The following is a 20,915-nucleotide window of genomic DNA, read 5'->3' as shown; positions in this document are numbered from 1 at the left end:
ATATTCTAGGCGAGAATATATCAAAACCTATTTGTCAGAGAAAGATATCAATCAAAAAACAAGAAAATGAAAAGTCCATGATAGTATGGTTAAAAAAAATGGGTCTAAATCCATTGTGGGGTCAAATTTTTATTTTTTAATATGAAGCGTCCAATCATAAAAAGCTTTAACACCTTTGGGTAAAAAGATGGCTTTATGTCCACCGGGTAAAACAATTTCTTGGCTTATGCCTTTAACATAAAATTTGGATGAGTTTTCACGAACAGTTTCTAAAGGCAAAAAGATATCATCATCTGCCAAGCTAAAGAGTACTTTTGTATGCCTGAAACGATCTTTAATTGTTTCAGGTGAAGCATAGTGCGTACCTGGATGTGGAAAAGCATCCATTTGATTAATGAGCTCTTCCCGCCATGAGCCATCGCGTCCAATGCGTTGTAATAAAAAACATTCATCCAACATCCATTCTTTTTCATAAGGAACCAATGCAGTAACTTCTTGACTCAAAGTTGTATCGGTATAGTTGGGTGTAGACATGGGATTAGATAAAATATAATTAAGAAAGTTACTGCCACTTTCATTTTCTATAAATGTTTCTAAGCCTGATTTATTAGCAGCAAGTAACTCATCAATTTTATTTGAGATGTTGTTTTGCCAATGGCCAAATTCACTTTGACCTAAAAAGCGCCATAGGTAATGAAAGTTTGTACCCTCTAAGCCATTGGCAGTAAAATGATCTCTCAGCTGTAAAATCTTTGAACCAATGTTGGGTAGTGTTTCTTCTAAGTTCAAGTTAAGTTGTTTTTGCTTTTTTCGTCTATTTAAATGGGTTTTTTTAAAATCTGAATGTGGCATGGCGGCAGCTGAAAAACAAATACCCTTTGGAAGACGTTCAATGCCTTCCAAGGTTAAATAACTCATGCCCACCATACCACCATAGCTTTGCGCAATCATGTAAAAGGGCTGTTCACCAAGCACCTGTTGAATGACTTCTTGTTGATCTCTGGCAATATGGTGAGAGTCAAAGTAGCGCGCAATGATTTCAGGTTTAATATTGGGATTGTTCAGGTCCAAAGGCGCTGAGTTTCCATCCGTACCTCTTTGGTCAATAATGAGTACCCTAAAATAGTTTAATAACTCACCTAAGTAATCGACTTCAGCTTTTACTTTACCAGTGTAATCAAAATCATATGGTCTATAGCCATAAGAAGCCATGCCTGGGCCACCGTTGATCACAACTACAATGGGTTTGGAGTTGTCTGTAATGGGAAGATTGTGTGCTGGCATAAAGCGATAAAAAATATCTAAACTTGGTCCTTCTGGCCGTGAGTAATCAACGGGAACAGAAACAAAACCCCGCTGCTCATAATCATGTTCAACAATAGATTTGTCTACAGTGTTGTAGGGAATGTCTTGTAGTTCATCCAAAGAGATATCGCGCAACCAATCAATTTTTTTCATTCCAATGGTTTAACACATCACATATCTCCGCCGCAAATAGTAAAGGTTAAAAAAAAATTAACGGTCAGGATTGTTAAAAGGGTAGTTTTAAATTGTATTACAAGGCAAAAGGTTTATGATATGAAAATAGGGCGCATTATACCATAAGCTCAATATAAAAACTTATACATCCTCATGTAAAATATCCATTTTATTTTCTTTTGTTAAGTGCCTTTTTGACCATAGTGTCAGCATTGCTTTTTGTATCAAATTACTTAGAACCATGGAAAATGGCTTATGATACTGTTCTTTTCCCAATTATTCTGATGAATCTTTTATTAATTATTATTGGCTATAGAAAAAGCGGCTATGTAGATCATAAAATATTCAGTTGTCTTGTTTTTTTTGTAGTGTTTAGCATTATGCAGGTTATGTTTTGTTCTGGATGGATTTCATTTTTTAATGCAGTTTTACCGGTCAAAGATCAAGTCTATTTTAAAAGTGGACAAGTTGTTTCTATGCATACTGAAACAGGTTCTCGTGGCTTTAGTAAAATAAATATGCATTTTTATTTTACGGTAAAAGATGGGGATAACATTGCTAAAATAAAAGTAAGTAGAAATGAGTATGAACATACACGGCTAAAAGACACTTACCCAATAGCTATGAAAAAAGGCTTTTTTGGTATTTTTTATAAAAGTTATTTTTTTTGATTTAAGACCTTGAAGCTACTGACATCACAAATATAAAACAAAGGCATTTTATCCCAAGTCAAAACTTATGAGAAACATAAATTAGAGTTAAAGTTGTAAATAGTGATGGAAGGCCAATACTGGACAAGCTTTTCCCTCTATAAGTTATGCATTAGATATAGTTTCATTGAGAACCCAGCAGAAACTTTACCTTGGTTTAGATCTTTGTAATTATTAAAATAGAGCCTAAAGATTTTAAATTCGTCCAGATTGGTCTTTGTCTTTCTTTATCTTGATATAAGCCGGCAAACTACTTATAAACTACACACCCTTCAGGGTTTTTTTAACTCGACCTCTGGGTAATCTTCAACATAAGACTCACCATTGACTCCATAATAGGTAACCTTACGTTCGACAAAATCTGCATCGTATGCAATAACTCCCGCATTCCAAGTTGCAAGAAGAAACTCAGGAAAAGAACAGCGGCCCTCTTGATCTGTCCGAATAGCTTTGATGAGTGCATCTCGATCGAACTGTGGAACATCATAGGTACCATTAACAAGTGGAGTTCCTTGTTGAACCACAGCACCATCTTTCATTATGTAAACAGACTGGCATGACGGTAACGACCAGCGATTCATTTTAACATCCGCCTGACGAAGTACTTCCGCTAGCACTGGAAAACCCCCAACATTAGGACGAATAGACATTGCATATTTTTGTGCCTTTGTAAGACGATCAATAAGTGTACTCATAAAATTTTCTCCTTTAATTAATTGGTTTGATGTTGAGCTGGTGATATTTGATAAGCTTAATAAGAGCATTAGTCAAATCAATTGCCAATTGAAAAAATTGAGCAGTTTTTACAGTATGACAGAGAGTTTCAAACACAATTTGGCTCTGAAATTAATTATCTTAAATCTAAAAAAAGAAGCTATATTGACCTTTTACCAACCCACGCAGAGATGATTAGAAAATTAATTAGTTTTAAAAATGATGGTTTAGATGTTGAAATAGTTGATAGACTAGATGCACAATAGTTTTTGAATGAACCGTTATGATTCATGGCACCCGTCGAACCTAGGCCATGATGCCAAAGGCATCATAAGATAAAAACGAACGTGTTCGATCCCAAACCAAAATTGAATTAGAAAGATAAATTAAGAGCTAGCATTATTTTAAAGAAAAATGGTGGAGCCTAGGGGGATCGAACCCCTGACCTCAACGCTGCCAGCGTTGCGCTCTCCCAGCTGAGCTAAGGCCCCATAAGATATATGTGCTTATATGGTATTTGGGCAAAGATGCAAATTTTTTTTCTGAGCGGCATCAATTTTACCACGCTATTTTTTCACCGTCTGCAAAAAATTGACCTATAGGACATTCTTTAGCAGCTGTGCAGCCATAGAATACTATCAATGTCTTCCTCAATGTCTCTATTGGCAACGGTCACCAATGCAACTTTTTGTTTTGCAATGAATGAGACCTTACAAAAGCTTATTCGTCAGTTTTTTTTGTGGTCGAGGTTTTTTTACGCATAGGCTTGGAGGTCTCAATGCTCTCTTCAGTTTCAATTTTAGAGTGGGTGATGTCTTTAAGTTTATCAGATTTGGAGTTGATGCGATTATTGATAGCAATCACTTTTTGGCTCAAGGCTTTAAGTTCCGCATTTTTAATTTTATTGCTTTCTATCAATTCAAGGGCTTTTTCACCTAAGACTACAAGGTGTTGTTGTTTTTCTTTTTCCAAAAATGTCTTATCCAGTTTTACTTTGCCAATATGAAAAAAACGATCGGATTCATTTTTGCATTGTTTAAGTTTTTCAATAGTTTTATCCCAAAAAGAAAGCGCTTTATCTTGATCATTCATAAGTCTATTGTAACAAATTAGCTGATTAAGCGGCAGTATTTTTTATATTTTTAGCGAAAAGGTAAAAATATTCACCTGCAGAAAGTATAGAAAGGGCGGTAGCAATATACAATAAACCTAAGCCTAAGTCAGAAGCAGAGATGTTGTACTTTTTAAGTAAAGTTAACTCGCCCAACAATAAAAAAGCAATTGCAAATGATTGAACCATGGTTTTACTTTTACCCAAACCACTGGATGAAATATGCATGCCTTGTTCCATAGCAATGCTACGTAAAGCATTGATCACCAATTCTCGTCCAATCAAGATGATCACCAACCAAACCGCTACCATATTTTGTCCCATTAAGAGTAACAATGCACTGGTGACCATGAGTTTATCCGCCATTGGATCAAGAACTTTGCCAAAAAAAGTGATTTGTCCGGTTTTACGCGCAATATAACCATCCAAAAAATCAGTAAACATGGCCAAAGAAAAAATAAGGCAGGAGTAGAATTTAATGGCTTCTGCAGATTCATAACAACTAAAAATAAAGTAAAGTAAAGGAATAAGCAATAAGCGTCCCATACTAAGACAGTTGGGCAGGTTAAAAATAGTACGGTGAACTTTAGAAGGATTGTAGTGTTGTTGCGGCATTGCTGGTTTCAAAGTAAGCGTAATACTGTCTTACCTTTTTAATATAGTCAATAGTTTCTTGATAGGGGGGGACGCCTTTGTATTTGTTGACTGCCGTGGTTCCAGCATTGTAGGCAGCTAAAGCGTGATCCATATCTTGGTATTGGCTAAGTAAGGTGCGTAAAAGTTTTAGTCCGGCGCGTATGTTTTGTTCAGGATCAAAAGAGTTTTCCACTTGCAACTGAGCAGCCGTTTTTGGCATCAATTGCATTAAACCTTGGGCACCTTTTTTAGAGACAGCCAAAGGGTCAAAATTAGATTCTGCTTTAATGACTGCTTTGGCTAAGGCTACTGAAACATTGTATTTAGGAGCAAGGCTGTGAATAAGCTCTGTGATTTGTTGGGGAGGGGATTGCGTTTGTTTTTTATCAAGACTGTGTTGAACAATAATACGAGAAGATTTAAGCGTTTTTTTTTCTGCTTTTACATGGTTGGGTGGGGCGTTGGTGTATACTTTTTTGCCATTGACGTAGTACACATACAAGGAATTGGCGTGTATCGGCGAAAAAACGCAAAAAGCAGCATTAAAAAGTAAAATATAAATTAAAATTGATTTCATAATAAAAGTAAAACCTTAAGTATATATAAAAGTTTACCATTTTTTATAAAAAAGTAAAAAATAAAATTAATTCTTTTTTATTAAGTATTTATGAAAAAAATAAAAGCTGTATTAAAGCTTGATTTTGCACTATATATATGGAAACATAGGGCAATCAATGGCAATTTAATTTTTATTGTACAAAGGATACACGCAATGTCACGTAAAAAAATATCAACCACGGTTTACATTACTGAAGAACAAAACGAAATGCTCAAGTTGTTGAACAAAAAAACCAAAGTCCCCATTGCTGAGTATATCCGTCAAGGCATTGACTTGGTTTTAAAAGAATACGAAAATGAAATCCCTGGCCAAATGACCTTCTAAGTTACAACCAAAGTAACGTGCTACCTATAAATAAAGGTTTTAAACGCATAGGGCTAGTATATTTATTGTGGCTTTTGTGGAAATAAGATAGTTAGCCATGAATTAACATGTCGTTTAAAAAAGAAAATATTAGAAACTTTAGTATCATTGCCCATATTGATCATGGTAAGTCTACGCTTGCGGATCGTTTTTTAGAGATCTGTGGCGCCGTTGAAAACAGAAATATGAAGGCGCAATATCTGGATGGTATGGACCTAGAGCGTGAACGTGGGATTACCATTAAAGCCCAAGCTGCTCGCATGCTATATAAAGCAAAAAATGGTGAGACCTATCAACTTAATTTAATTGATACACCGGGGCATGTGGATTTTTCTTATGAGGTTTCACGCAGTTTGGCTGCCTGTGAAGGGGCAGTGTTATTGGTGGATGCCTCACAAGGAGTGCAAGCACAAACATTGGCTCATACCTATGAAGCGATTTCACAAGATTTAGAAATTATTTTAGCCTTGAATAAAGTTGATTTACCCAACGCTGACCCAGAGCGAATTAAAGAAGAAGTAGAAGAAATCATAGGTCTAGATACGTCAGATACCATTGCCATCAGTGCCAAGGATGGCACCAACGTGGTAGAGCTGTTGGAGCAAATTGTAGAAAAACTCCCCCCGCCTAAGATTGATCCAGATGAAGATAGCTTAAAAGCATTGTTGTTTGACAGTTGGTATGACGCTTATTTGGGGGTCATTTCATTGGTTAAAGTGGTTAGCGGTAAAATTGTCAAAGGCAGTAAAGTTCAATTTATGTCTACCGGTAAAAAATATGACGTAGACCAAGTGGGGGTATTAACGCCAAAGCCTTTACAAATGCAAAGCATAGAAGCCGGAGAAGTGGGATTTTTTTCTGCATCCATCAAAGAAGTCACAGAAGCAAAAGTTGGAGATACGGTAACATTAGCGGCTAAACCTTGTAAGCAGGCTTTTCCTGGTTTTCAGGAAGTTAAACCCACTGTATTTTGTGGTATTTTCCCTACCGCCGATCAAAATTTTGATGAATTACGTGATGCTTTAGAAAAATTAAGACTCAATGATTCGTCATTTAGTTTTGAAGCGGAAACTTCAACAGCACTGGGTTTTGGTTTTAGATGTGGTTTCTTAGGGCTATTGCACATGGAAATTATTCAGGAGCGACTGGAGCGAGAGTATGACATGTCCGTCATCACTACAGCGCCAACAGTGGTTTATCAAATAACCAAGACGGATGGGACTGTGATGTATCTGGATAACCCAGCCTTAATGCCAGAACCCCAAGAGATTGATTATATTTCTGAGCCCATCATCAAAGCAACCATTCATACTCCCAGTGATTACGTGGGTGGCATCATGAAACTTTGCCAAGATAAACGCGGTAGGCAAATCAGCATGGAATATGCCAGTCAAAGCAGGGTGGTTCTAACCTATGATTTACCTTTGAGTGAAGTGGTTTTTGATTTTTACGATAAACTTAAATCTGTATCCAAAGGCTATTCATCTTTAGATTATGAATTTGATCGCTATGAGCGTTCAAACATGGTGAAGATGGATATGTTGATTAATGGTGATTCCATAGATGCCCTATCCTTAATTGTGCATAAAGATAATGCATACTATAGAGGCCGTGAGTTGGCCAAAAAACTAAAAGAAGTGATTCCAAGGCAAATGTATGAAGTGGCCATTCAAGCAGCCATTGGTAATAAAATTGTATCCAGAGAAAGCATCTCTGCTATGCGTAAAAACGTAACCGCCAAATGTTATGGTGGAGACTTAAGCCGCAAACGTAAATTGCTAGAAAAACAAAAAGAAGGCAAAAAACGCATGAAGCGTTTAGGCAACGTAGAAGTGCCACAAGAAGCGTTTTTAGCGATATTGAAAATAGATTAAAAAGTACACGAGTCTGTCAAAGCAGACGAGTGCAAGGGAGTGAAAAAACACAAACGCGGTTTGTGTTTTGAGAGGGGCGTGAGCCCTTCTTAAAAAAAGGAGCGAAGCGGGAGGCAACGTAGAAGTGCCACAAGAAGCGTTTTTAGCGATATTGAAAATAGATTGAAAATAACGAATTTGCGAGACGAGATTTTATATCGATGTCGAGCGCAAAAGGGTGAATTGTCCAAGACCGCGTCTTGGACAAGAGGGGAAAAGCGTTTTTTCCCATAAAAAAAGAGCGAAGCGGGAGAAGTGCCACAAGAAGCGTTTTTAGCGATATTGAAAATAGATTAAAAATAACGATAAAGTATTTTTACTGGATATGTATAACCAGGATGTTTTCCCCGGCGATTTAGAAGCGCAAAAGAATGTCGATTACAAGGTACCTCTGGATAGTTACACGGATGGTAAGGAATACTTAGAAAGCTTAACAGAGGCATTACAAAACATAGCCCATAATTTTGACTTGATATTTTATAATGCAGGAACGGATGTTTTAGCTGGAGATCGTTTGGGCTTATTAAATCTTAAGAAGGATGAGATAATAAAAAGAGATGAAATAGTCTTTAAGTATGCATTTGAACATAATACTCCAATTGTCATGGTCCTTTCAGGAGGTTATCAAAAATCCAATGCAAAGATTATTGCGGATTCTATCCTTAATTTGCGGCAAAAGTTTTTTATTAAATTACAAAGTAAATCAATAAGATAGTGATTAACGATGTTGGATTAATCTAAAAACAAAAAAAGAAATTGATCCTAGTGTTGTTTTTGATATAGCGTCTCTTTAAGATGAAACGTTCTTCTTATTCTTGTTCTCATTTCCAGTTTGGTAAAGTTAATTTCAATTTCTTTCAATATGTGTTTTTTTTTGTTTTGGCTTTTGGGGTTTATGCTTCAGTTAAGTATTTTCCTATCGTTAAAACCCGTTCCCAACTGCTTGAAATTTTAGGTGAAGCCTCGTTTCAAGCCAAAAGACAAGATGTTTATGTTGTAAAATCGGCGATTGTTGAGGCAGCTCGTAGAAAATTGGATGTAGTCATTAAGCCAGATGATATTCAAATTAATAAATATGAAGGTTATGTTGAAATTATTTTAAAGTGGCAACCCATTATTGACTGGGGTTTTGGTCAAAAGCGTAGGTTAACATTTAATTTAGAAAAAGAAAGAGCCATTTACTAGGCTTATGTCGAGGGAACTGCTTAATACTGATGATTTAAGTCTGAATGATATTAACCGTATTTTTCAAAAAGCACGTGAATTTTACTCACATCCAAACAACTTAACAACTGCCAGATATGGTGAAGATATTGCCTTATGTTTTTGGGAAAACAGTACGCGTACTCGAGTTTCATTTGAACTGGCTGCTAAACATTTAAATCATAGGCCCATGTACTTGTATGCCAAGCACAGCAGCGCAGAAAAGGGTGAAAGTTTACTGGATACTTTGTTAACGCTATATGCTACCGGTATTCGTTGTTTTGTGGTTAGACATCCTCAAGATCAATACTATCTTAATTTAATGAATGATTTACCTAAAGATGTGGTCTTAATTAACGCTGGGGATGGAAAACAAGGTCACCCCAGTCAAGCTTTGTTGGATGTGTTTACCTTACAGCAAAACAATGTTTCATTGGCGGGATTAAAAGTTTTATTTGTTGGTGATGTTGCACACAGCAGAGTGGTCAGATCTAACGTAAAGTTGATGCACAAAATGCAAGCTCAGTGTTGGGCCTATGTGCCAGAATTTTTGCAATCGAAAGAAACTATTGCCAATCTAGAATACAAAGATGATTTAGATCAAGCCATTGCCACGTGTGATGTGGTCATGATGCTTAGAGCGCAAGATGAACGCTGGAGTGAACAAGTCATTGCGCAACACAATTTACATACCGAAAATAAAAGTTATTTAAAAAAGTATGGTTTAGATAAACAGCGTCTAAAATTATTGCGTTCAAATGCTTTCATTCTGCATCCAGGACCGTTTAGAAGAAATGTTGAGATTGATGAGGTGGTCTTGCAAGACTCCAGATGCCTTATCTGGAAACAAGTGAAAAACGGTGTTTTTATCCGTATGGCCATTTTTGATACCTTGCTTGGAGGGCACACTTGATGAAGATATTAATCAGAGGAGCGCATGTTGTTGATCCCAGTCAGAATTTAAATGCTAAAAAAAATATTTTAATCAATGACTCTGTGATTGAGGCAATTGTTGATCCGCAAGAAAAAGTTTATTCTGTTGATCAAAGTATTGATCTTGATGAGAACAGTTTTATAGCACCAGGTTTAGTGGATATGCATGTTCATTTTAGAGACCCAGGACAAGTCCATAAGGAAGATTTAAAAAGCGGTTCTTTGGCCGCGGTGGCTGGAGGTTATACATCAGTAATGTGTATGCCCAATACCTATCCCCCCAATGATAATGTTGAAATCACGCGCTATATTGTTGAAAAAGCTAAAAAAGAAGCTTTGTGTCATGTTTATCCGGTGGGAGCTATATCTAAGTCATTAATGGGAGAGCAGATGGCCCCCTTGCAGGACTTAAAGACAGCAGGATGTGTTGCGTTTTCAGATGACGGCCGACCCTGTAAAGAAACGCAAGTGTTTAAAAATGCAATGCAAGTCGCTGCGCAATTAAAGGTTCCAATTATTGAACATTGTGAAGATTTAGAGGTTTCAAAAGGAAAAACCACCATCAGTAATGGTGATGTTGCAGAAAAACTAGGCTTAGAGGGTTTAGATAGTGATGTTGAAACTTTGGATGTCTTAAGAAGCATCACCTTGGCTGGTGAAACCGGATGTCATTTGCATTTGGCGCATTTGTCATGCAAAGAATCCATTGAAATCTTGCGTAAAGTAAAACCAAAGATGGCTAATATCAGTGCTGAAGTTTGCCCACATCATTTATTTTTAACAACCCAAAGTATTTTAAAATATCAAAGTAATGCCAAAATGTACCCGCCTTTGCGACATGATGCAGATAATAAAATTTTGCAGGCAGCATTGGCAGAAGGCCTCATTGATGTTATTGCAACGGACCATGCCCCACATACAGAAGATGAAAAAAGTCATGAGTTTTGCAGTGCACCCAACGGGATTTTAGGCTTGCAAACGGCTTTAGCGAGTAGTTTACAGATGGTCAATGAAGGTAAGATAAGTTTGATTAATTTGATTGCCAGAATGAGCACACAACCAGCCAAGTTAGCCCACTTGGATGCAGGTTCATTAAGTCCGGGCAGCAAAGCGGATTTATGTGTTTTTGTGCAAAAAAAGGGAGAAAGGTTGAGTCAAAGTCATAATTTTTCTAAATCGAGTAACTCACCTTTATGGGATATTGATTTGTACGGAAAAGTCTTGATGACATTTGTTGAGGGGAAAATGGTTTATGGAGAATACTGATATGAAAGCAACTTTATTATTGGAAGATGGTACCGTCATGCATGGTAAAGGCTTTGGTGCACAGGGAGTAGCCTGTGGCGAGTTGGTGTTTAATACGTCTATGACTGGCTATCAGGAGATGTTAACCGATCCATCCTATTGTGGCCAAGTTTTGACTTTAACTTATCCTATGATTGGGAGCTACGGCACCAATAACCAAGACTGGGAGTCCAAAAATATTTGGGCCAGTGCTTTAGTGGTGGGTAGTTATGTTAATTACCCCAGTCATTATGCCAATGAAGCCAGCTTAGCTGATTATTTAAAAGAAAATAATGTCGTTGGGGTTGAAGGATTGGATACCCGTTATATCACCTTAAAAATTCGTGAAAAAGGGGCCATGAAATGTGTTGTTGCTTGTGGTGAGCATGACATTGCGGATCTAAAAGCAAAACTTGGCGATATTCCTGATATGCAAGGCACAGCTTTGGTAGGAGAGGTGAGTTGTAAGCAACCATACACATGGAATCCAGACAGCCAAAGTCAAGATTGCATAGTGGTGATAGACTGTGGGGTTAAACATAATATATTGCGTAAACTTGCAGCGTTGGGCTTTAAAGTGCAAGTGGTACCATACAACACCAGTTTTGAGCAGATAGCGACATACAATCCAAAAGGAATCTTGGTTTCTAATGGTCCGGGTGATCCAGATGCCGTACAGGGTTTGCCGGAAGTTTTACAACAATGTTTTGGTCAGTTTCCTCTTTTAGGCATTTGTTTAGGGCATCAAATTTTAGCTTTGGCCTTGGGAGCTAAGACCTATAAGTTAGATTTTGGTCATCATGGTGGGAATCACCCGGTTCATAATGCAATTAAAAATAAGATTGAAATTACTTCGCAAAACCATGGTTTTGCAGTAGATGCTCAAAGTTTAAAAAAAGAGGGTGAAAAAAAATACAAAGATTTACGATTAACCCATATCCATTTAAGTGATAATACAGTGGAAGGTTTTGATATTGAATCGATTGCTTTGCAATCTATACAATATCATCCAGAAGCATCTCCTGGCCCTAATGATGCAGAGTATATTTTTGAGGATTTTAAGCGATGTATAAAGAAATTTTGGGACAAATAGCAGATTTTTTTTCTGATGAACGCTATCAGAAAGAATTTTCTGAGGCTAAGAAAGATTATTTTGATGAGGCTGGAAAAGCATTTGAAGATGAACCAGATTATGAACTTAAAATTTCTGGCTTTTTAGAGTGGTATCTTTTGGATCGTATTTTAGACGAAGAAAGAGAAACCCCAGCTGAGCATTTTGCAAAAGCCCATCAAGAAGTTGATATGGATAAAGACTTTTTACAAGCCTTGTTGGAGAGTCAACGCAGTTTATTCAATATAAAAAATATTAAAAAATATATTTTAGAAGATCTTTTATACCAACCTAAAGCTGCATACACTTTGGATCAATCCTGTATTGAAGAGAAAGCTCTGCTAGGATTAAATAAAAACCAAGTGATTGATGCACGGATTTTTAAATACCAAGATAAAGTTTTTATCATGGATACAATTTTTGCCCATAGCGTTGAAGCAAGTAGCCTGATTAAAAAAGAACTTAAAAACAACCAACATTTGGTTAGAAAAAATATATCCACGGTTCTAGATTTTGCTTATATGGCACACAGGCGCCAACAGTTTTCACATGTGGATATCAAAGAGATTTATTCGTTGGAAAAAATCAAACAATTAAGGGATGAGATAAAAAGTGGGAAAAAGAACTGATATAAAAAGTATTTTAGTCATTGGCTCTGGCCCAATTGTCATTGGTCAGGCCTGTGAGTTTGATTATAGCGGAACCCAAGCATTAAAAGCGCTTAAAGAAGAGGGGTATAAGGTTATCTTGGTGAACTCCAATCCTGCAACCATCATGACTGACCCCATATACTCTGATGTAACCTATATTGAACCTTTAAATGTTGAGACCTTGAGTAAAATTATTGAAAAAGAGCGTCCTGATGCATTGTTGTCAACCATGGGGGGGCAAACGGCCTTGAACTTGGCCATGGATTTATCTAAAGAAGGTGTGTTGGAAGCCTACAATGTAGAAGTGATTGGAGCCAACATTGAATCCATTGAAAAAGCAGAAAATAGAGAACGTTTTAAGCAAGCCATGAATAAAATTGGTGTTCCACAACCCAAAAATGGTTACGTTCATAGTTTAGAAGAAGCTAGAAAGCTAAAAGAAGAGATTGGGTTACCAGCTATTATTAGACCATCGTTCACCTTGGGCGGTTCAGGTGCCAGTATGGCATTTAATGATAAAGAGTTTGAAAAACTGGTGCTTAATGCTTTACACTTTAGTCCTATTTCTGAAGTCCTTATTGAAGAGTCCATTTTAGGTTGGAAAGAATATGAACTAGAAATGATGCGCGATAAAAATGACAATGTCGTGGTGGTTTGTACCATTGAGAACCTTGACCCGGTTGGAGTACATACTGGGGATAGTATTACGGTGGCTCCAAGCCAAACTTTAACTGACAAAGATTACCAAAAATTGCGTGACTATTCTTTAAAGATCATGCGTGAGATTGGCGTTGATTCTGGAGGGTCAAACATTCAATATGCAGTTAACCCAAAAGACGGTGAAGTGTATGTGATTGAAATGAACCCAAGGGTTTCACGCAGCTCGGCTTTGGCTTCAAAAGCAACCGGCTATCCAATTGCTAAGATTGCTGCCAAGCTTGCGGTTGGTTATACCCTAGATGAAGTTAGCAATGATATCACCCAGGTAACCAAAGCATCTTTTGAACCCAGTATTGACTATGTTGTGACCAAAATTCCTCGGTTTGATTTTGCTAAATTTCCTGAATCCGATCGTTCTTTATCGCCACAGATGAAAGCTGTGGGTGAAGTGATGAGTTTGGGTAGAAACTTTTTAGAGTCGTTTCAAAAAGCTTTATGCTCATTAGAAATTAATCTTAATGGTTTGAGTTTAAATTCAGATTATGCCCAAACCTTGTCCGATGAACAGGTTTTTGCCCAAGTTAGAACAGCAACGCCACAACGAATCATGTTGTTATCAGAAGCTTTAAAACGTGGGATGAGTATTGAAGATCTTGCTGAAGCAACCCAAATTGATCCATGGTTTGTTGCTCAGATTAATCAAGTGGTTGTAACAGAAAATAAAATTCAAGAGCAAAGTTTAGAAAAAATTTCAGCTTTGGATATGCACTATTATAAATCTTTAGGCTTCTCAGATCATCGTCTGGGACAATTGCTGAATGTAGATGAAGATAGTGTCAGAAACCATAGAATTAAAAACAATATTTTACCTAACTATAAAGTGGTAGATACCTGTGCTGGTGAATTTGCAGCGACAACCAATTATCTATATTCATGCTATGCGCATGCCAGTGAAGCTGAGCCAACGGACAAAAAGAAAGTGGTTATTTTAGGCAGTGGCCCTAACAGAATAGGTCAAGGGGTAGAATTTGATTATTGTTGCGTGCAAGCAAGTCTAGCGTTAAAGGCCATGAATGTAGAAAGTATTATGGTTAACTGTAATCCTGAGACGGTTTCTACTGATTATGATATTTCAGATCGTTTGTATTTTGAACCCTTGAGTTATGAGCATGTCATTAATATATTAGAGCGTGAACAGCCAGATGGTGTTGTTTTGCAATTTGGCGGGCAAACGCCGCTCAAGTTAGCTAAAGTCATTGCAGATAAAGGTTGGCCAATCTTGGGAACAGATTATGATGCCATAGATTTGGCTGAAGACAGAGAAAGATTTAAAACTTTATTGCAAGAGCTCAATATTAAGCAACCTCAAAATGGCATTGCGCAAGACTTTAATGAAGTGTTGGATGTGGCAAAAACCATTGAGTATCCATTGGTGGTTAGACCGTCTTATGTTTTGGGTGGACGAGCAATGGAAATCGTTTATTCGCAAGAAGAGTTGGAGAGTTATTTAAAGCGCAATATTGGCTTTTCTGAGCAGCAGCATATTTTATTAGATCATTACTTGGATCATTCCATTGAATTGGATGTGGATGCAATCAGTGATGGTGAAACCGCTATGGTTTGTGGCATCATGGAGCATGTTGAACAAGCTGGAGTTCACTCAGGAGACAGCTCTTGCGTGCTTCCTCCTTTTTCAATCAAAGAAAAATTAATGGATCAAATTAAAGATCATACCCAAAAAATTGCGGCAGCTTTAAAGGTTAAAGGCTTTTTAAATATTCAATTTGCCATTCAAAATGACACTCTGTATTTAATTGAGGTTAATCCTAGAGCTTCGCGGACCATTCCGTTTGTGAGCAAAGCTGTTGGTAAAAACTTGGTTGCCATGGCCATGGATGTTTTAATGGGAAAAACCATTGATGAATTGCCTAAAATTGATTTAAAAAGTCTTAAATATTTTGCAGTTAAATCACCGGTGTTTCCATTTTTAAAGTTTTCAAAATCAGATACCATTTTAGGTCCAGAGATGAAGTCTACCGGAGAATCCATGGGCAATGATATATCTTGGGAAGTGGCGTATGCCAAAGCACAGATTGCAGCTGGTAATGAGTTACCTTTGTCAGGTACAGTTTTTATGAGTTTGAATAATAATGACAAAGAAGAGTGTTTAGAAATTGCTAAGCGTATGCGTGATAACGGGTACTCTATCTTAGCTACCCGGGGCACAGCTAAATATTTAATTGAGCACGGTGTGCCCGCGCAAAAAGTTAATAAAGTGGTTGAAGGCAGACCACATATTGTGGATAAAATTGTCAATGGCGAAGTGGACTTGGTGTTTAATACCACCATGGGCAAACAATCTGTGAAAGACTCTTACTCCATTCGTAGATCAACGCTTGAAAAAGGCATTTCTTATTTTACAACCTTGCAAGGTGCTAAAGCGGCATCTAAAGCCATAGAAAAAATTAAACAAGGTAAAGTTGAGCCCATATCTTTGCAGAGTATGTATTAACAGTGAATAAACAGCATGCACAAACAATTTTAAATGAACAGGAAAAGCTTTTATCTGCTATAGCATTTGAAGAATTAAAGCACCGTTTTTTAAATTTATCAGAAACAAAAACGATCCAAGGGTCAGATGGTGTGAATTATCAAATACAAATTGAGGGGTTTTGGGATGACTCCTCAAAAAAAAGACTAAGAATTGTGATAGCCATTGATGATGGTGGTTTAAGAGCCTTTTCCCCCATGACAACAGATATTTTAGTTTCACCATAATAATTTAAATTAACCCTTGGATCATATTTTACGTTCCGGAAAATAAGTGTCTTTATCTTAAAATTTGCGTTAATAATTGATGTTATGTCTTTGCTGCATACAGATTTACAAGCAATCTTTAATGCTATTGAGTTTTTAAAGAAGACCTCATTTAAAAGTGCTGTAGCGGTCAGTAATTTTTCTTCACATGTTGATAAAGTTTTAGAAAAGCACAAAAAAACACTTCCTGAAAATATTTTTAAAGAGATAAGCTCAACACTTGAGGGCTATAATGATAAAAGTTTGCCTGAGCAAAAGCGAACGGTTTTATTGATTGAGTCTATTTGCACGCAAAAAAAAACCAATAATCCTGCAGCACTATCTGAAAACAGTGCAAGGCATTCTTTGCAAAAACCTCAACAGCAAGAGCAATACTTTAAAGAAGAAGAGCACTTACCGATTAAGATAGAACAATGGCAAAAAGATTTTAAAAAGCTCAATCAATCCATTCAGTATATTAAAGGTGTAGGGCCAGTTTTAGCTAAAAAGCTTAAGAAAGTGGGTATCGAAACGGTAGAAGAACTCATAAAATTTTTTCCAAGAAAATATGAAGATAGACGTCATCTTACGGAGATTAAAAATTTACAGGATGGACAAGTTTGCTTTATTGCAGCTCAAGTCATTTTTTCTGGGGTAGCTTATTATAAGGGTGCTCGTAAACGAGTTTATGAAGTGATTGTTCAAGATGATCATGGTGAGTTAAAACTAAAGTGGTTTCACTTTTATGAAAAACAATTTGCCAGTCAAACCAAAGTTGGACAAAACCTATTGATTTATGGACAAGTGAAGCAGTACGGGCAAAATTTTGAGATGCACCATCCTGACATAGAAGCACAGGGAGCAAACTTAGATAGCAGCAGTTTTGGCCAAATTGTTCCTATATATAAAGATGTGCAAGGGGTTTATCCAAAAACCTTGAGGAAAATTATTTTGTCAACCTTAACCCAGCACATAAAAAAAATTGCCTGTGTTTTGCCAAAAACATTGTGCCAAGAATTGAATTTAAATCATCCTAAAAAAAGCATTGAAAAACTACATTATCCACAGTTGATTTTAAATGACCTGGAGATTTATAACTTACAAAAAATATTTATCGTTGAAGAATTGTTTTTTTATACTTTAGCTTTGTTCTTACGCAAAAACATGCAAAAAAAACATTTAGGCATTGTTCATGGTTTATCTTCAAAAACAAAAGAAAAACTATTGCATGATTTACCTTTTGAGTTAACGCAAGATCAAAAGACAGTTTTAACACAAATCCTTACAGACATGAAAAGTCAATATCCAATGAATAGGCTTTTACAAGGAGATGTAGGCAGTGGTAAAACTATAGTTGCTATTTTAGCGGCTTTGCATGCAGTTGATAATGGAAGTCAGGTGGTATTTTTAGCGCCAACAGAAGTTTTATGTCAGCAGCATTATCAAAGTATTACCAAGCTTATATATGGATTCAATGTAAAATCAGCTCTTTTGTTAGGTAAGCAAAAAAAATCAGAAAAGAATGCTCTGCTGAAACAATTAAAGTTGGGTGAGATAGATATTGTGGTGGCGACGCATGCAGTTTTAGAAGATGATGTGATCTTTAAAAAATTAGGTTTGGTGATTGTTGATGAACAACATCGTTTTGGCGTGTACCAACGATCAAAATTAAAAAACAAAGGGGATAACCCCGATGTTTTGGTTATGTCTGCAACCCCCATTCCTAGAACCCTAGCTTTAACTTTGTATGGTGACTTGGATATCAGTCAAATCAAGCAACTGCCAGCTGGAAGAAAAACCATTGTGAGCCAGGTATGTGATGAAGCACATAGACATGAAGTTTATCAACACATAGATCATGCGCTTCAACAAGGACGACAAGCATTTATCATTTATCCATTGGTTGAAGAATCTGAAAAAATAGATCTCAAAGATGCTAGCAGTATGGCTGAGCATTTACAAAAGCAGGTTTTCCCCCAGCATAAAGTTGGTCTTATTCATGGCAGAATGAAAGGGGATGAAAAAAATACTGTGATGCAAGCTTTTGAAAAAAGAGATTTGGATATTCTGGTATCCACTACGGTAATAGAGGTCGGAATTAATATTCCTAACGCCAGTATTATGGTGATTGAACATCCAGAACGATTTGGTTTATCGCAATTACATCAGTTGCGAGGGAGGGTTGGAAGAGGAGAGTATGCGGCCAAGTGTTTTTTGATTCATCCACAAGGAATCTCAGAGCTTGCTAAAAAGCGGCTAAAGATATTTGCTTCTACTACAGATGGTTTTATTTTGGCTGAAGAAGATTTGAAAGTCAGAGGTCCAGGAGATTTTTTTGGCCGAGAACAATCGGGTTTTCCCAATTTTAAATCGGCATTATTTCCCAGAGATTTGATTTTATTGGAAAAAGTGCGCAGTTATTGTGTGAAACTCTTACAAGATGATCCTGATTTAGAGCAGGAGGAGCATAAGCAACTTAAAATTATCTTGCAAGAACAGTGGGATAGACGCATTGAGTTAATGCAAGTCAGCTAAAATAATCTAGGTATTATGTATGCTTTGTTAGATGGGTTTCAATACTATTTTGATAAAAATATATAATTTTTTGAGCAGCCAGCTTAACCTTTTATAAAAGGAGCTTGCATAATGACGCAAATGTGATAGCTTGCCTTTAATTCTTAGATGTTTCGATTTTTTAAGTAGTTGAAATTAAAAGAGTCGTAAGAAGGAAAGGGTTGCAAAATGCTAGGCACCATTTTGTAGGGGGAAATGAGATGGCGGAACCCAACACTCAACGACAATTTGTCGCAACTCAACCTCCAAACGACTCATCTAAGAGAATAGGTTTTTTGAAAAAAAATTGCAAGAAAATAATTTAAAAAATCTATATTTATTTTAATAATTTATACTCTTGTATCAGTATGGTTTATGTTAACGATACATTGCATCAATTTGCTGTTTATAGTGTTGTCTGATCTCTTTTCGTTTGAGTTTTAATGTTGGGGTAAGGGTATTGTTTTCCTGACAAAAAGCTTCTTCAAGTAAAGTAAAATATTTAAGTGTTTCATATGAGGCCAGAGAGTCGTTTATAGTATCAATGATTGCCTGATAGTGCTTTAAAATCTCGGGTTGTTGTAGGCGCTCATTAGAATTGAGTTCAAGAAGGTGTTTCAATTGCCTACGTTTTATCCATTGTTCTAGACCATGATGATCCGGAGCAATAAGGACAGATAAGTACTTTCTACCTTCACCAATGACGCAAGCATTTTCAATATATGGGTTGCTTTTTAGAGCATTTTCTATGGGGCTTGGGGCAATATTTTTACCCCCGGAGCTAACAATAATATCTTTGATGCGATCGGTAATAACAATATGCCCATCCGCATCAATTTGTGCGATATCGCCAGTTTTTAAGTAGCCATCTTCAGAAAAAGCGTTCTGCGTGGCTTCGTCGTTTTTATAATAACCCATCATGATGCTTGGACCTTTAACCATAAGTTCATGACTTTCTGGGTCAATTTTATAAATCACATCAGGTAAAGGTGGGCCAACAGTATCTGTTTTTGGGTTATCGGGTCTATTTGTGCTGATAACCGGTGAAGCTTCTGTTTGTCCATATCCTTGGAGAATAACTAAGCCAATACCTTTAAAAAATTTTGATAGATCAGGATTAAGTGCAGCACCACCAGAAACGATATAGCGCAAACGCTTGCCAAATTTATGGGCAATGCGTTTAAAAAAAGTTTTTTTCAATAATGCCAACAGTAGTTTCTGTGAAAACTTCATATTGCTCATGTTGACGGGGTCACTGTTGAGTTCAATATACTGTAAAATCAGTTTTCCTATTCTTAATGGCATGGGATGAAGTTTATTTAAAATGGCAGTGTGGACTTTTTCTAAAACTCTGGGCACTGTAAACATGAGACTAGGGTTGACCTGACCCAAATAAATGGAAACTTTATTGATATCGTCCGCAAAAGCGATTTTACAGGCAGTCATCATACAGGTATAGCTTGCTGCAGTACGCTCAAATGCATGGCATAAAGGAAGAAACGCTAAATGACAATCGTTGGGACCAATATCATCAACCACCCGTGAACAGTGCCAAGCATTAAAAAAAATATTTTTATGGCTGAGCATCACGCCTTTAGGCTGACCAGTGGTTCCTGAGGTATAGATAATGCTGGATAAACTTTCAGGATCTATACTATTGATATGGCTGATTAAAATATTAATATTGTTGTTATTAAGATTGGTTTTATCAAGTTGAGGAATAGGGCTGCTAAGAGTAGTTTTGGGTGAGATAGATAAAACATGCTTTAAGGATTGGTAGTGACCAAGCGTTTTAAATGCAGGATGGCTGAGCACTGATTCACCTAAGAGAGCAATTTTTACATTTGCATGATTTAAAATATATTCAGTTTGTTGCCTGGATCCACTGGGATACAAAGGTACAGTTACGGCACCTAAACTTTGAATGGCAAGATCAGCCATAATCCAGGCCGAGCTGTTTTCTCCCATGATGGCCACAGTATCGCCTTTTTCTATGCCTAAGCTCTGCAAATGCAAGGCATAAGAAGCAATGATTTGGGCCGCCTCTTGCCAAGATAACCATTGCCAAGAATCGTTGATATAATCAGCAAATACAGGTTTACGTGCATGTTTGTGAACATGCCTAAAAAAAATTGAAGGGACAGTTTGTTGTTGATCAAAGGTTTTGTTCACGAAGCTTT

The 20,915-nt window shown here is 36.8% G+C and carries 19 protein-coding genes and 1 tRNA gene; 13 read left to right on the top strand and 7 right to left on the bottom strand.

What is annotated here, in order from left to right:
- Positions 1–129 precede the first annotated feature (129 nt).
- Positions 130–1,458 (bottom strand): alpha/beta fold hydrolase, encoded by a 1,329-nt coding sequence (locus PKC21_06200; GenBank protein HMR24926.1) that lies wholly within the window; start codon positions 1,456–1,458, stop codon positions 130–132.
- Between the two features lie 224 nt (positions 1,459–1,682).
- On the opposite strand from PKC21_06200, the gene PKC21_06195 reads away from it, so the two are divergent.
- Entirely contained in the window at positions 1,683–2,150 is a 468-nt protein-coding gene (locus PKC21_06195) for a hypothetical protein (GenBank protein ID HMR24925.1), read from the top strand.
- A gap of 311 nt (positions 2,151–2,461) precedes the next feature.
- Here the strand turns inward: PKC21_06195 and PKC21_06190 are convergent, their stop codons facing one another.
- On the bottom strand, positions 2,462–2,884 hold the full coding sequence (locus tag PKC21_06190) for a DUF1398 family protein (protein ID HMR24924.1): 423 nt from the start codon (positions 2,882–2,884) through the stop codon (positions 2,462–2,464).
- 81 nt (positions 2,885–2,965) lie between these two features.
- On the opposite strand from PKC21_06190, the gene PKC21_06185 reads away from it, so the two are divergent.
- Entirely contained in the window at positions 2,966–3,169 is a 204-nt protein-coding gene (locus tag PKC21_06185; protein ID HMR24923.1) for a hypothetical protein, read from the top strand.
- Positions 3,170–3,318: 149 nt separating this feature from the next.
- Here the strand turns inward: PKC21_06185 and PKC21_06180 are convergent.
- The 4 genes from PKC21_06180 to PKC21_06165 all read right to left on the bottom strand — a co-directional run bounded on the left by PKC21_06180 (position 3,319) and on the right by PKC21_06165 (position 5,227).
- A tRNA-Ala gene (locus PKC21_06180) sits at positions 3,319–3,394 on the bottom strand.
- 229 nt (positions 3,395–3,623) lie between these two features.
- The gene (locus tag PKC21_06175; GenBank protein HMR24922.1) at positions 3,624–3,995 is read right to left on the bottom strand and encodes a hypothetical protein; all 372 of its coding nucleotides are present in this window, start codon (positions 3,993–3,995) and stop codon (positions 3,624–3,626) included.
- Between the two features lie 25 nt (positions 3,996–4,020).
- Positions 4,021–4,629 carry a CDP-diacylglycerol--glycerol-3-phosphate 3-phosphatidyltransferase gene (gene pgsA, locus PKC21_06170; protein ID HMR24921.1) on the bottom strand — a complete coding sequence of 203 codons (609 nt, stop codon included), beginning with the start codon at positions 4,627–4,629 and terminating at the stop codon, positions 4,021–4,023.
- Positions 4,601–5,227, bottom strand: a complete 627-nt coding sequence (locus PKC21_06165) for a lytic transglycosylase domain-containing protein (protein HMR24920.1) — start codon at positions 5,225–5,227, stop codon at positions 4,601–4,603. The genes pgsA and PKC21_06165 overlap by 29 nt, the downstream gene beginning before the upstream one ends.
- Before the next feature lie 195 nt (positions 5,228–5,422).
- Between PKC21_06165 and PKC21_06160 the strand changes: the two genes are divergently transcribed.
- From PKC21_06160 to recG, 11 genes are all read left to right on the top strand, one after another.
- Positions 5,423–5,593, top strand: coding sequence for a ribbon-helix-helix domain-containing protein (locus PKC21_06160; GenBank protein HMR24919.1), 171 nt, complete (start codon positions 5,423–5,425; stop codon positions 5,591–5,593).
- 107 nt (positions 5,594–5,700) lie between these two features.
- On the top strand, positions 5,701–7,506 hold the full coding sequence (gene lepA, locus PKC21_06155; protein HMR24918.1) for a translation elongation factor 4: 1,806 nt from the start codon (positions 5,701–5,703) through the stop codon (positions 7,504–7,506).
- Positions 7,507–7,837: 331 nt separating this feature from the next.
- Positions 7,838–8,260 (top strand): hypothetical protein, encoded by a 423-nt coding sequence (locus PKC21_06150; GenBank protein HMR24917.1) that lies wholly within the window; start codon positions 7,838–7,840, stop codon positions 8,258–8,260.
- Between the two features lie 80 nt (positions 8,261–8,340).
- Positions 8,341–8,730 (top strand): hypothetical protein, encoded by a 390-nt coding sequence (locus PKC21_06145; protein HMR24916.1) that lies wholly within the window; start codon positions 8,341–8,343, stop codon positions 8,728–8,730.
- Positions 8,731–8,734: 4 nt separating this feature from the next.
- Positions 8,735–9,661 carry an aspartate carbamoyltransferase catalytic subunit gene (locus tag PKC21_06140; protein ID HMR24915.1) on the top strand — a complete coding sequence of 309 codons (927 nt, stop codon included), beginning with the start codon at positions 8,735–8,737 and terminating at the stop codon, positions 9,659–9,661.
- Positions 9,661–10,947 carry a dihydroorotase gene (locus tag PKC21_06135; protein ID HMR24914.1) on the top strand — a complete coding sequence of 429 codons (1,287 nt, stop codon included), beginning with the start codon at positions 9,661–9,663 and terminating at the stop codon, positions 10,945–10,947. The genes PKC21_06140 and PKC21_06135 overlap by 1 nt, the downstream gene beginning before the upstream one ends.
- A 1-nt stretch (position 10,948) precedes the next feature.
- Positions 10,949–12,058 (top strand): glutamine-hydrolyzing carbamoyl-phosphate synthase small subunit, encoded by a 1,110-nt coding sequence (gene carA / locus PKC21_06130; protein ID HMR24913.1) that lies wholly within the window; start codon positions 10,949–10,951, stop codon positions 12,056–12,058.
- Positions 12,031–12,705, top strand: coding sequence for a hypothetical protein (locus PKC21_06125; protein HMR24912.1), 675 nt, complete (start codon positions 12,031–12,033; stop codon positions 12,703–12,705). Before carA ends, PKC21_06125 begins: the two co-directional genes overlap by 28 nt.
- Positions 12,689–15,898 (top strand): carbamoyl-phosphate synthase large subunit, encoded by a 3,210-nt coding sequence (gene carB / locus PKC21_06120; GenBank protein HMR24911.1) that lies wholly within the window; start codon positions 12,689–12,691, stop codon positions 15,896–15,898. Before PKC21_06125 ends, carB begins: the two co-directional genes overlap by 17 nt.
- Positions 15,899–15,900: 2 nt before the next feature.
- Positions 15,901–16,164: a hypothetical protein gene (locus tag PKC21_06115; protein HMR24910.1), complete on the top strand. Its 264-nt coding sequence runs from the start codon at positions 15,901–15,903 to the stop codon at positions 16,162–16,164.
- 84 nt (positions 16,165–16,248) lie between these two features.
- On the top strand, positions 16,249–18,717 hold the full coding sequence (gene recG, locus PKC21_06110) for an ATP-dependent DNA helicase RecG (protein HMR24909.1): 2,469 nt from the start codon (positions 16,249–16,251) through the stop codon (positions 18,715–18,717).
- 396 nt (positions 18,718–19,113) lie between these two features.
- Here recG and PKC21_06105 read toward each other — a convergent pair whose 3' ends face one another.
- Positions 19,114–20,907 (bottom strand): long-chain fatty acid--CoA ligase, encoded by a 1,794-nt coding sequence (locus PKC21_06105; protein ID HMR24908.1) that lies wholly within the window; start codon positions 20,905–20,907, stop codon positions 19,114–19,116.
- Positions 20,908–20,915 lie beyond the last annotated feature (8 nt).

The sequence above is a fragment of the Oligoflexia bacterium genome, from assembly GCA_035326705.1.
GTDB lineage: Bacteria > Bdellovibrionota_G > JALEGL01 > JALEGL01 > JALEGL01 > JALEGL01.
Note: the sequence above shows the minus strand (reverse complement) of the source record. Positions and strands in the feature narration are given on the sequence as shown.

Coding starts and splice junctions, on each gene's coding strand:
- PKC21_06200 (HMR24926.1), bottom strand. CDS start 1,458: ATGAAAAAAATTGATTGGTTGCGCGATATCTCTTTGGATGAACTACAA.
- PKC21_06190 (HMR24924.1), bottom strand. CDS start 2,884: ATGAGTACACTTATTGATCGTCTTACAAAGGCACAAAAATATGCAATG.
- PKC21_06175 (HMR24922.1), bottom strand. CDS start 3,995: ATGAATGATCAAGATAAAGCGCTTTCTTTTTGGGATAAAACTATTGAA.
- pgsA (HMR24921.1), bottom strand. CDS start 4,629: ATGCCGCAACAACACTACAATCCTTCTAAAGTTCACCGTACTATTTTT.
- PKC21_06165 (HMR24920.1), bottom strand. CDS start 5,227: ATGAAATCAATTTTAATTTATATTTTACTTTTTAATGCTGCTTTTTGC.
- PKC21_06160 (HMR24919.1), top strand. CDS start 5,423: ATGTCACGTAAAAAAATATCAACCACGGTTTACATTACTGAAGAACAA.
- lepA (HMR24918.1), top strand. CDS start 5,701: ATGTCGTTTAAAAAAGAAAATATTAGAAACTTTAGTATCATTGCCCAT.
- PKC21_06145 (HMR24916.1), top strand. CDS start 8,341: ATGAAACGTTCTTCTTATTCTTGTTCTCATTTCCAGTTTGGTAAAGTT.
- PKC21_06140 (HMR24915.1), top strand. CDS start 8,735: ATGTCGAGGGAACTGCTTAATACTGATGATTTAAGTCTGAATGATATT.
- PKC21_06135 (HMR24914.1), top strand. CDS start 9,661: ATGAAGATATTAATCAGAGGAGCGCATGTTGTTGATCCCAGTCAGAAT.
- carA (HMR24913.1), top strand. CDS start 10,949: ATGAAAGCAACTTTATTATTGGAAGATGGTACCGTCATGCATGGTAAA.
- PKC21_06125 (HMR24912.1), top strand. CDS start 12,031: ATGTATAAAGAAATTTTGGGACAAATAGCAGATTTTTTTTCTGATGAA.
- recG (HMR24909.1), top strand. CDS start 16,249: ATGTCTTTGCTGCATACAGATTTACAAGCAATCTTTAATGCTATTGAG.